An 11,586-nucleotide genomic window follows, 5' to 3' on the forward strand; every position below is an offset into this window, starting at 1 on the left:
GTTCGCCTCACGCTGCAGGCTCGTCAGGTCGAAGAGCGCGGGCGAGAGCTGCGTGCTCTTCTTCACGGTTTCCGTGACGAAGCCGTCGCGGCCGCGGCACTTCTCGACGAGCTTGAGGGCTTCGTCCTCCGTCCACATGCGGTCGGCCTTCAATTCGGGCGCGGTCGTCTTGGTCTTGGTGAAGTTCGGGTCGAACCAGACGCCTTCGTAGGCGCCGGCGACCGCGGCGAAGGTGGCGCGCACCTGCCAGTAGCGGCGGGGCTCGAACTTCTTGATCTCTTCTTCGCGGGCGACGACGATCGCCAGGGTCGGCGTCTGCACGCGGCCGACGGTCGTGAGGAAGAAGCCGCCGTCCTTCGAATTGAAGGCGGTCATCGCGCGCGTCCCGTTGATGCCCACGAGCCAGTCGGCTTCGGAGCGGCAGCGGGCGGCGGCCTCCAGGGGCTTCATCTCTTCGTCGGTGCGCAGGTGCTCGAAGGCCGTGCGGATGCCGTCCTTCGTCATCGACTGCAGCCACAGACGGCGCACGGGCTTCTTCGAGCCCGTCGCCTGCATGATGTAGCGGAAGATCAGCTCACCCTCACGCCCCGCGTCGCATGCGTTGATCACGTCGGTGACGTTGCGGCTCCGGATCTTCTTCGCGAGCGAGGTGAACTTCGCTTCGTTCTTCGCGATCGGCTGAAGATCGAAATAGGGCGGAATGACGGGGAGGTTCGCGAAGGACCAGCGGCCGCGCTTCACGTCATAGTCCTCCGGCGCCTTGATCTCCAGGAGGTGGCCGACGGCCGAACCGATCAGCATCCCGTCGGAGACCCAGAAGTCGCCGTCCTTCTTGAAGCCGCCCAACGCACGGGCGATGTCGCCCGCCACCGAGGGCTTTTCCGCGATCACTAAGGTTTGAGCCATGCTGAAAGATTCTCCGTCGAAAGGGTCGCTGAGGGTCAGGGGATGCGGCCCCCTTCTTCTAATGCTGTTCTGAGGCGCGGTCAACGGACCCCGCCGGAAAGTCGGGCATTATGCCGCCCGGACCATTCGTCGAGCAAATCTAACACCGATTCCGCAAGCTTCGCCCCCTCGCGGATGAGTTGGTGGGGTCCTTTGCTGCCGACGGCGTGGATGCTCCCGGGGACGGCGAAGACGTCGCGGCCGAACTGCGCGGCCTGACGTGCGGCCTCGACGGCGCGCCCGCGGCGCTCGTCCGCGACGACCAAAATCCCCCGGGCGTATGCGGCCGCGCAGGCCGTCCGAAGCCCCAAAGCAGCCTCCGAAACGGCCTCGCCCGGCGGGTGCGGCGTGAGGATGAGGCTCCCCGTCGCGAGCGCCCGGCGAACCGTTTCGAGGTTCGACTTGGGAAAAACCCGATTCGGCCCGGTCGCAAACCACACGAGGAGCCTGCCGCCCGCATCGAGCACCCCTTGGGCGGCCTCGGCTTCAATGCCGTCGGCCAGGGTCGTCGTGACGACGAGTCCGGCGCGCGCCGCAGCCGCCCCCATTTCGCGGGCGTCGCGGAGCGCCTCCGCGTCGGCGTGCGTCATGCCGGTGATCCAGAGGGCGTCTTCCTGAAGAACCGCGCGGTTCCCGCGCCCGAAAAGAACGGGGGGCGCCACGCCCGCTTCGATGAGGGCCGCGGGGTACGCGTCGTCGACGATCGGAAGCAGAAAGGCGTCCGGCGTCCTGCCGAGCCACGCGGAGGCTTCCGCCACGCGGTCGTCGTCGACGGCGCGCAGCGCGCGGGCGGCGGCGTCCCCGGCCGCGCGGGAGACGGCCGCGTAGTCCGCGTGGAGGAGCAGCTCCGGGTCGCCCAACGCCTGGAGGAGCCGCACCAGCGTCGGGGCGTCCAACCCCGGCGCCAAAGCCGTCTTCAGCCAAGCCTCCCTTTCCTTTTCGCGCATTTCCGCTCCCGCTTCTTCCTATAATGGCGCCTCACACTATACGAGGAATCGTCCCGTGGCTCTTCTTCCCATTCTTCAGTATCCGCATCCCGCGCTCGCCGCCCGCGCCGAACCGATCACCGCGTTCGACGAGGAACTGCGCCGTCTGGCGGCCGACATGGCCGAGACGATGTACGCCGCGCCCGGCGTGGGTCTCGCCGCGAACCAGGTGGGCGTGCTGCGCCGCATCGTCGTCGTGGACGTCACCGAAGACAAGTCCGGGCTGATGACGCTCATCAACCCCGAAGTCGTCGAAGCGAGCGAAGAGCTGCGCGACTGCGAAGAGGGCTGCCTGTCGCTCAAGGGCCTCTACGAACACGTGAAGCGCCCCGACCGCGTCCGCGTGCGCGCCCAGAACCTCGACGGGGAAACCTTCGAATTCGAAGCGACGGGGCTCCTCGCCACCTGCGTGCAGCACGAGATCGACCACCTTGAAGGCGTCGTCTTCATCGACCATCTGAGCCGCCTGAAGAAGGACCGCGCCGCGCAGAAGCTCCGCAAGCTTCGCTTGAACGACAAGAAGAAGGCCGAAGAGGAAGCGAAGCGCTGATCGGTCTTTTTCCGCCCGAATCACCGAAGAGCCCCGGATACACCGGGGCTCTTCGCCGTTTTGGGGATGTCGTTTTCGGGATTAACCGCTTCAGGCCGGATGCGCGTGCGCGTGGCGCGCGAGCTCCGCGGCCATCTCGCCCGTGAGCCCCTCGGGGAGCTGATGCCCGAGGCCGTCGTAGCCCACCAGCTTCGCCCCCGGAATGAGACCCGCGATTTCTTCGCCCGCCCGGAAGGGCAGGAGCGGGTCGGCGCGCCCGTGCATGACGAGGGTGGGCACGCGCAGGGAACGGAGCTGCGGCGTGCGGTCGCCGCTTGCCAAAATCGCAAGAAGTTGGCGCCGGACGGCGAGCTCGTCGAAGGGCGTCGAGAGAATGACGTCGATCATGCGCTCGAGGTCGTCGTCGCTCGGGCGCCAGGCCGGGCCCGAGAGCCGCATGAAGATGCGGCGGTAGCCCTCGCGGGCGGCTTCCGGAGAACTCCCCCGGCCGCCCGTGAGGAGCGCTTCGACGGCGCGCAGCTCCCCGAGCCCCGTGCGCGGGTTGCCGCCCGCGGAACTCATGACGGTGAGCGTCGCCGCCCGGTTGGGGCATGCGCAGGCGAAGACCTGCGCGATCATCCCGCCCATCGAGAAGCCGGCGACGTGGACGCGCTGGATGCCGAGCGCGTCGAGGAGCCGTTCGGCGTCGAGAGCCATGTCTTCGAGCGCGTACTCAGCGCGCACGGGTTTTCGGAGAAGCGTGCGCAGAATCGCAAAAAGCGCGTCCGCTTGGGTCGGGCGCCAACCTTCGAATTTGGACGATCGCCCCGCGTCGCGGTTGTCGGGCATGACGACCTGGAAGCCCTCCCGGACGAGCCCCTCGACGAAGGACTTGGGCCAGGCCTCCTTGGGCATGCCGAGCCCCATCAGGAGAAGCACCGCGGGAGCCGAAGGGTCACCCACGCGCTCATAGGCCAAACGCACGCCGCCGCTCTCAAAAACCGCCATTTGCTTCTCCGTTACGCCTCCGGGGCCGCGGATGCGGCCGCCTCGGGCTCTTTTCGTGGCATGATAGCCCGCAGTCAACCATACATTCATCCTTACGGAGCTTCCATGCGGATCATCTTCGCCGGTACCCCCGATTTCGCCGCCGAAGCCCTGCGCGCGCTTCTCGCCGCAGGCCACGACGTCGCCCTCGTTCTCTCGCAGCCCGACCGCCCGAGCGGCCGCGGCATGAAGCTGACGGCCTCCCCCGTGAAGACGCTCGCCATCGAGCACGGCATCGAGGTGCTCACGCCCCAGACGCTGAGCCTCAAGAAGGCCCCGGAAGAGTCCGCCGCCATTCACCAGAAGCTCCGCGACGTCGGCGCCGACCTCCTCGTCGTCGCCGCCTACGGCCTCATCCTCCCGCAGCCGGTTCTCGACTGCGCGCGCGGGATCGGCCGCGACAAGGACATCCGCGCGATCAACATCCACGCGAGCATCCTGCCGCGCTGGCGCGGCGCCGCGCCGATCGCGCGCTCGATCGAGGCGGGCGACGCCGAAATGGGCGTGACGCTGATGAAGATGGAGTTGGGGCTCGACACCGGTCCGATGATCGCGATGGCGAAGACGCCGATCGCGCCCGACGAAACGACGGTGACGCTCACGGAACGCATGGCCCGCATGGGGGGCGAACTTCTCGTTGATGCGCTCACGCACCCGGACGATCTGGTCGGGACCCCGCAGCCCGAAGAAGGCGTGACCTATGCCGAAAAGCTCTTGAAGGAAGAAGCCCGCATCAAGTGGACGGACTCGGCCGCGCAGATCGAACGGCGCCTGCGCGCCTTCACGCCCTTCCCGGGCGTCTTCTTCATGAAGGGCGACGTCCCGGTGAAGATCTGGAAGGCCGAAGTGGTGGAGGCCCCCGCGAGCGCCGAGCCCGGCACGGTTCTGGACGCCAAGGGCGCGCTCACCGTCGCCTGCGGCGAAGGGGCGCTCCGCTGCCTCGTGCTGCAGAAGCCCGGCAAGCCCAAGACCGAATCGGGTCCGTTCCTCCAGAGCCTCCCCTTTGCGGTCGGTGAGGTGCTCGCATGAGCGACGCCCGCCTTCCGCTCTCGAAACTTCTTCAGGCCGCGGGCCGCGCCTTCGCCTCGATGCGAGCCGAGGGCCTCGGGCTCCAGGGTGCGCTCGCCGCGGCGGGCGCGAAGCTTCCGCCCTCTGAGCGCGGCGCCCTTCAGGCGATCCTCTACGACGCCGTGCGCCGCCGCGCGTTGGCGGAAGCCGCCCTGGAAGCCCTCACGGAACATCCGCCCAAGGAGCCCGTCCGCTCGATCCTGACGGTGGCGCTCGCCCTCGTCTTCTCGGGCACCTACAAGGACTTCACGCTCGCCGACCAAACGGTGCGCGCCCTTCGCGCCGACCCGAAGACCGCCCGCGCGGCCGGGTTCGCGAACGCGGTGCTCCGCCGCGCGATGCGCGAGCGCTCGGAATTGGCCGCGAAACTCGAAGCCCGCGACGACGTCCGCTACAACGTGCCCGCCTGGTGGTTGGCGCGCGTTCAGACCGCCTGGCCCGAAAACTGGCGGGAGGTGCTGGAGCCCGCGCGCAGCCGTCCGCCGATGACGCTTCGCATCAACCGGCGCCGCACCGACATGGAGACCTACCGCGCGAAGTTGGACGAGGCCGGCATGGCGCACCGCGTGTTGGGCCCCGAAGCGCTGATGCTCGAAGCGCCCGTGCCCGTGGAATCCGTCCCCGGTTTCGCCGAAGGGCTCGTCTCGGTGCAGGACGCGGGCGTGCAGTTGGCCGCGCACTTCCTGCCCGTGAAGCCCGGCGACCGGGTTTTGGACGCCTGTGCGGCGCCCGGCGGCAAGACCGCGCACCTGCTGGAGCTCGTCGACTGCCGCATGACGGCGCTCGAGATCGACCCGGACCGTGCGCGCCGCATTGAGGAAACCCTCTCGCGCCTCGGACTCAAGGCCGAGATCCTCACGGCCGACGCCGCGGCCACCGACCTGTGGTGGGACAAGGAGCCCTTCGACGCGGTCCTACTGGACGCCCCCTGCACGGCGAGCGGCATCGTGCGCCGGCAGCCCGACGTCCCCTGGAACCGCCGTCCCGTCGACATCCGCGCCTTGGCGCGCGAGCAGGCCCGACTTCTCAAGGCGCTTTGGCCCCTCGTGAAGAAGGGCGGGCACCTTCTCTTCGTCACCTGTTCGATCTTCCCCGAAGAGGGTCCCGAGCAGGTTTCGCGCTTCCTCGCCGAGACCCCCGACGCCGAGAACGTGCCCCTCGCCCCCGGCCTTGACGGTATGATGAGGCTCATCCCCCTGGCGCGGGACACGTCCCCCGACGGGATCGAACCCGCCGTCCACGACGGCTTCTTCTACGCGCTTTTCCGCAAGGCCTGAGCCCACGATGTCCGCTCTCCGACAGCAATTCGCCGCGCTCGCCCTCGCCCTTACGGCCGGGGCGGCCCTGTTGTGCCCGACGGGCGCGGCGGCTGCGGAGGCGACGCTGATGAGCGCGCAGATCACCCGGGACGAGCCGGGCGAGCGCCCGGGGCTCTTCGTGCGGGCAAGTTATGAGTTCGACCTGCCGCAGCCCTTGATCGACGCGCTCCACCGCGGGATCCCGCTCTACTTCCAGCACGAGTTCACGCTCACCAAAGGGCGCTGGTACTGGACGGACAAGACGGTCGCAGAGAGCCGCTTCAACATCCGGCTCTCGTTCGATCCCCTCACGCGCCGCTACCGCGTGAGCTACAACGGGCTCTCGCTCAATTTCGACACCTTCGAGCAGGCGCTCCCCCTCATCAAGAACATCCGCCGCTGGCGCGTCGCCGACCACGGGATCGTGGGCGACCCGTCGGACTTCAACGCCGAAGTCTCCTTCCGGCTCGACGTCTCGAAGCTCCCCAAACCGATGCAGGTCACCTCGGGCGACTCCGACGACTGGACCCTGACGAGCGGCGCGAACCGCGTCGACATCCCGGCCGAAGCGGCCAACACCGAACCGGAGGACTGAGGGTTCCGTCATGCCGGGTTGGTTCCGATACGCGCTCTTCGCGATCTTCGCCCTCGCGGGCGTCTCGCTCTTCGGCCTCGCGGCCACGAGTTCGGACTCGTCGCTCTTTGAAAAGTACTATCCGCTCCTGAGCGTCGCCAACCGCGTGATCGCGGTGCTCCTCTTCGCGTTGGTCGTCGCGATGATCGCGCGGCTCGCGCAGTACTTCCGGCAGCACCGCTTCGGCATGCACATGACGGTGAGGCTTGCGGCCGTCACCGCCGGGATCGCCGTGAGCGCGTGCCTCGTCATCTACCTCGTCTCCGCCCTCTTCATCTCGCGCTCGATCGACTCGTGGTTCGACGTGCGCGTCGAGCGCGCGCTCGACTCGGGCGTGACGATCACCCGCGGGATTCTCCAGCAGCAGCAGACCCTCACCGAGGCGGCCGCCCGCCAGATGGCGGAGGCGCTCTCGCGCACGCCGCCATCGCAGATGATCAACGATCTGATGCGCCTCACCGAGCGCGAAGCCAACCTCGAAGCGCTCGTCTTCCTCGGGAACGGCACCGCGGTCGCCGCGGCGGGCTCGAGGTTGAACGTGCTCCTCCCTGAGCTTCCCACGCCCGCGCAGATGCGCGTCGTGCGCTCGACCGGGATCTACAGCGTGATCGACGGCGACGCGTTCGAGAACACCGAAGCGCTCCGCGAAGGGCGTCTCTCGATCCGCGTGATCGTGCCGATCGGCGAGGTGCAGACCGAAAACGCCGCGGGCGGGTTCGGGAACGGCGGCCTTTTCGACCGCTCCGGGGCGTCCGCCAACATGTTCCTTCAGGTCGTGCAGGGGGTCGCGGACGAAACGAGCCGCAACGCCGCCGACCTCGTGACGGGGTACCGCGACTACCAGACGCTCGTGCTCTCCCGCGCGTCGCTTCGCTCCATCTACTCGGGCACCCTTTTCCTCACGCTTCTCTTCGTCGCCTTCGGCGCGGTCGCCTTCGCGATCGCGTTCGCGCGCCGCTCGATCGATCCGCTCCTGCAGCTCGAAGCCGGGACGCACCGCGCGGCCGACGGGAACTTCCTCCCGATCCGCGAATTCCCAGGGAGCAATGAAATCAACGTCCTCACGAAGAGCTTCAACACGATGCTGCGCGAAGTGGACGAAGCCCGCCGGGGGTTGGACGCCCAGCGCCGCGAGGCCGAGCAGGCGCAGACCTATCTGGAGCGCGTCCTCGCGAACATTTCTTCGGGCGTGGTCGTCATCGACCATGAAGGCACGATCGTGACGGCGAACGCCGCCGCGGTGACGATCCTGGGGAGCGACCTCTGCGGGACGGGGCTTCCGATCGCCGAAGCCGCCCCGAACCTTCTGGAAGCGATCGACCGGCACCGTCAGCAGCAGACCGACGACGAGGAGTCGGGGCTGAGCTTCGAATTCGAGCTCGTGCGCGAGAACCGCACGACGCCCCTCTACGTCAAGACCTCCTCGATGCCCTTGGGCGCCCTCGAGGGTACCGTCCTCGTCTTTGACGACGTGACGAACCTCTACGAGGCGCAGCGCGCGACCGCCTGGGGCGAAGTCGCCCGCAGGCTCGCCCACGAGATCAAGAATCCGTTGACGCCGATCCGCCTTGCGGCGGAGCGCCTTGAGATGAAGCTGGAGGACCACCTGACGAACGAAGCCGACCAGCTGGTGCTGCGCCGCGCGATCAGCACGATCACGTCTCAGGTCGATGCGCTCAAACAGATGGTCAACGACTTCCGCGAATACGCGAAGCTCCCGGTCGCGCAGCTGAAGCCCTTGGACCTCAACGCCTTCATCGAGGACTGCGCGCAGCTTTATCATGAGGCCGGCATCGAGATTCTGACGCATCTTGACCCGAATCTACCCATGATCGAAGCGGACCAAGCACAACTTCGTCAGGTCCTGCATAATTTAATTTCCAACAGCATCGACGCAGCCGAGGGCGGTCACCCCGAGATCCGCGTTTCCACGAAGCTCGAAACCGGTCCCGGCGAACGCCGAGCAGTCCGTCTGGTCATTCGTGATAATGGATGCGGCTTCACCGAGGCCATCCTCAGCAAGGCCTTCGAACCGTACGTGACCACGAAGGAGACCGGCACCGGGCTCGGCCTGCCGATGGTCAAGAAGATTCTTGACGAGCATCACGCGCGCATCACGCTCTCCAACCAGACGGATGCTTCCGGCATGATGATCTACGGCGCCAGGATCGACATCCTTTTCCGGGCCGCGCCCGGAGAACCGACCGATACTTCCGACCGCACTCCCCAACAAAGCGAGATTTAGCCCATGGCAGAGATTTTGGTTGTAGACGACGAGCTTGGTATCCGCAACGTGCTCTCCGAAGTGCTTGCGGATGCCGGCTACTACGTGTCGGCGGCCGGTTCGGCGCAAGAGGCCCGCGAACTCGTCCGAACGCGCCGCTTTGAACTCATTCTTCTGGACATCTGGATGCCGGGGACCGACGGCATCACGCTCCTGCGCGAATGGGCGCACCGCGAAGAGGTGCACTGCCCGATCGTCATGATGTCCGGTCACGCCTCGATCGAAGCGGCCATGCAGGCCGTGCGCGACGGCGCCGCCGACTTCCTCGAAAAGCCGATCTCTCTGAAGCGCCTTCTCTCGACCGTGGAAACGGTGATCGCGAAGTGGAAGGAAGCCGAATACAAGAAGTCGCAGGAGCAGCAGACCCGCCGCCGTCCGTCGGCCGCGGAAAAGATGAAGGCGAACACGACGCAGCTCCTTCCGGTCTTCGAAATTCCCGAGTACGAGCTCACGGTCGACTTCAACCTGCCGCACCGCGACGTGCTGCTCGCCTTGGAGCGCGCCTACTTCCGCACACTCCTCATCTACCACAACCACTCGGTGAGCCTGGTGGCGAAGCACTCCAACATGGAGCGCACCCACCTCTACCGCAAGGTGAAGGCCCTCGGCATCAACCTCGAAGAGCTCCGCGCCCCGCGTCTGAACGACAAGGGCGAACTCATCCGCGACGACCGCCGCGACAAGCTCCTCGCGAGCGCGAACGCCGAACCGAACCGCGTTCCGCCGAAGACCTTCTGAGGCCCTCGTGACCATTCCGTCCGCCCGGTGAACGGGCGGACGCCTCCGCCATGAAAATTCTCATCGTCGGCGCCGGCCGCATCGGCATTTCCGCCGCCGAGAGTCTGGTTTCCGAAGCCAACGACATCACCGTCGTCGACACCGACGAAGCGCACATCCAGTACCTGCAGGCGCAGTTCGACCTGCGCGGCGTGGTCGGCTCCGCGACGAGCCCCGAGGTGCTCCGCGAAGCGGGCGCCGAAGACACCGACATGCTGATCGCCGTCACGTCGAACGACGAGACGAATCTGGCGGTGAGCCTTCTGGCGGCGCGTCTCTTCAACATCCCGACCCGCATCGCCCGCGTGAGGAACCAGGAGCTTTTGGGCTACCCGCGCATTTTGGGTGAAGAAGGCTTCGGCGCCACGGCCGTCATCTGGCCCGAGGCCGCCGTGACCGACTATCTGGCGAAGCTGATCGCCTTCCCGGAAGCGCTCCAGGTGCTCGAATTCGGCGAAGGCCTCGTCAACCTCATCTCCGTGCGCGCGCAGGCCGGGAGCCCCCTGGTGGGCCGCGCGCTCGGCCACCTGCAGACGCACCTCCCCAATGCGGAAGCCCGCATCGTGGGCGTCTTCCGCCGCAACCGCCGCCTTGAGGTCAACAAGGAGACGATCATCGAGGCGGGCGACGAGGTGATCTTCCTCTGCGACGCGCGCCACAGCCGCGCCGTGACGGCGGAGATCCGCCGCCACGAAGCCCCCGTGCAGAACATCATCCTCGCGGGGAACGCCGCGATGGCGCAGGGGATCGTGAAGCAGCTGGGGAGCGAAGACCTCCGGAAGAAGGGCCTTTCCTTGAACGTGCGCATCGTCGAGAGCAGCCGCCTCGAAGCAAAGCGCTTGGCGGAGAAGTTGGGCACCGACGCGATCGTGATCGAAGGCGACTGGGCGGACGAAGAGATCCTCTACGCCGCCGGGATCGAGACGTGCGACCTCTTCATCGCGCTCTCGGAGGACGACGGCGACAACGTGCTCTCGAGCCTCCTGGCGAAGCGCCTCGGCGCCAAGCGCACGATCGCGCTCGTCAACCGCAAGATCTACGGCGACATGATGCAGGGGTCCCAGATCGACATTACGGTCTCGCCCGCGCAGGCCGCCCTCGGGGAACTCATCAAGCACGTGCGCCGCGGCGACGTGACGGCCGCCTACAGCCTGCGCCACGGGCTCGCCGAAGCGCTTGAGATCGTCGCGCACGGCAACCGCCAGTCCTCCAAGGTGGTGGGCCGGCGCATCAGCCAGATCACGCTCCCCGAAGGATGCGCGATCGGCGCGGTCGTGCGCGGCGAAGGCGAAGACGCCATCGTGCACATGGGCCGCTCGGAAGTGGTGATCGAACCCGAAGACCGCGTGATCGTCTTCGTCCCGACGAAGCGCCTCATCCCCAAGATCGAACGCCTCTTCGCGGTGAACGTCGGGTTCTTCTGACGGGAGCGCCACGATGCCCAACACGCTCCGCTATCTGCTCTTCCCCGTGCTTCACGCGCTCGGGCCCGTCCTGATGGGCTACGGACTCATCATGCTCATCCCCTGGATCGTGAGCGTGACGCAGCAGGACGGCGCGGACGGCGCGTTCCTCGAGGCCGCCATGCTCACCTTCGCGGCCGGGGCGGCGCTTACGCTCCTCACCCGCCGCTTCAAGCTGGAACTCACCGCCCGGCACGGGTTCCTCCTGGTGACGCTCGTCTGGACGGTGGTGCCGCTTTTTGCGGTCGTGCCGATCATGATCGAACTCCCGCAGTATTCGCTCGTGCAGATCTACTTCGAGACGATGTCCTGCCTCACGACGACGGGCGCCACGGTGATGACGGGGCTGGACGACCTGCCGCTCTCCATCAACGGCTGGCGGTGCTTCCTCGCGTGGATGGGCGGCATGGGCCTGATCGTGCTGTCGGTGGCGATTCTCCCGCTCCTCGGCGTCGGCGGCGCGCAGATCCTCAAGGCGGAGACGAGCGGACCGCTCAAGGAAACGCGCCTCACGCCCCGCATCGCCGACACCGCGCAGGCCCTCTACCTCATCTA

The 11,586-nt window shown here is 67.2% G+C and carries 11 protein-coding genes; 8 read left to right on the top strand and 3 right to left on the bottom strand.

What is annotated here, in order from left to right:
* Together HMPREF9440_RS12260 and HMPREF9440_RS09060 are read right to left on the bottom strand one after the other, a co-directional pair.
* Nucleotides 1-906 (bottom strand): DNA topoisomerase (locus tag HMPREF9440_RS12260; RefSeq protein ID WP_008543520.1); only part of this gene is annotated, 906 nt, incomplete at its 3' end.
* A gap of 80 nt (nucleotides 907-986) precedes the next feature.
* Nucleotides 987-1,892, bottom strand: coding sequence for a DNA-processing protein DprA (locus HMPREF9440_RS09060; RefSeq protein ID WP_008543521.1), 906 nt, complete (start codon nucleotides 1,890-1,892; stop codon nucleotides 987-989).
* Between the two features lie 55 nt (nucleotides 1,893-1,947).
* Here HMPREF9440_RS09060 and def point away from each other — a divergent pair, with 55 nt between their 5' ends.
* Nucleotides 1,948-2,481 carry a peptide deformylase gene (gene def, locus HMPREF9440_RS09065; RefSeq protein ID WP_008543522.1) on the top strand — a complete coding sequence of 178 codons (534 nt, stop codon included), beginning with the start codon at nucleotides 1,948-1,950 and terminating at the stop codon, nucleotides 2,479-2,481.
* Between the two features lie 90 nt (nucleotides 2,482-2,571).
* Here def and HMPREF9440_RS09070 read toward each other — a convergent pair whose 3' ends face one another.
* Nucleotides 2,572-3,468 (bottom strand): alpha/beta fold hydrolase, encoded by an 897-nt coding sequence (locus tag HMPREF9440_RS09070; RefSeq protein ID WP_008543523.1) that lies wholly within the window; start codon nucleotides 3,466-3,468, stop codon nucleotides 2,572-2,574.
* A gap of 105 nt (nucleotides 3,469-3,573) precedes the next feature.
* Between HMPREF9440_RS09070 and fmt the strand changes: the two genes are divergently transcribed.
* From fmt to HMPREF9440_RS12265, 7 genes are all read left to right on the top strand, one after another.
* Nucleotides 3,574-4,536: a methionyl-tRNA formyltransferase gene (gene fmt, locus HMPREF9440_RS09075; RefSeq protein WP_008543524.1), complete on the top strand. Its 963-nt coding sequence runs from the start codon at nucleotides 3,574-3,576 to the stop codon at nucleotides 4,534-4,536.
* A complete protein-coding gene (gene rsmB, locus HMPREF9440_RS09080) occupies nucleotides 4,533-5,852 on the top strand; it encodes a 16S rRNA (cytosine(967)-C(5))-methyltransferase RsmB (RefSeq protein ID WP_008543526.1) in 1,320 nt (439 codons plus the stop codon). The genes fmt and rsmB overlap by 4 nt, the downstream gene beginning before the upstream one ends.
* Before the next feature lie 7 nt (nucleotides 5,853-5,859).
* Entirely contained in the window at nucleotides 5,860-6,468 is a 609-nt protein-coding gene (locus HMPREF9440_RS09085; RefSeq protein ID WP_008543528.1) for a DUF4390 domain-containing protein, read from the top strand.
* 10 nt (nucleotides 6,469-6,478) lie between these two features.
* Complete coding sequence (locus tag HMPREF9440_RS09090; RefSeq protein ID WP_008543530.1) at nucleotides 6,479-8,752, top strand: sensor histidine kinase; 2,274 nt, start codon at nucleotides 6,479-6,481, stop codon at nucleotides 8,750-8,752.
* A gap of 3 nt (nucleotides 8,753-8,755) precedes the next feature.
* Nucleotides 8,756-9,529 carry a response regulator gene (locus HMPREF9440_RS09095; RefSeq protein ID WP_008543531.1) on the top strand — a complete coding sequence of 258 codons (774 nt, stop codon included), beginning with the start codon at nucleotides 8,756-8,758 and terminating at the stop codon, nucleotides 9,527-9,529.
* A gap of 50 nt (nucleotides 9,530-9,579) precedes the next feature.
* Nucleotides 9,580-10,992, top strand: coding sequence for a Trk system potassium transporter TrkA (trkA, locus tag HMPREF9440_RS09100; RefSeq protein WP_008543532.1), 1,413 nt, complete (start codon nucleotides 9,580-9,582; stop codon nucleotides 10,990-10,992).
* 13 nt (nucleotides 10,993-11,005) lie between these two features.
* The coding region (locus HMPREF9440_RS12265) for a potassium transporter TrkG (RefSeq protein ID WP_281047934.1) at nucleotides 11,006-11,586 on the top strand (581 nt) is incomplete at its 3' end.

This window comes from Sutterella parvirubra YIT 11816 (assembly GCF_000250875.1).
Classification (GTDB): Bacteria; Pseudomonadota; Gammaproteobacteria; order Burkholderiales; family Burkholderiaceae_F; genus Sutterella; species Sutterella parvirubra.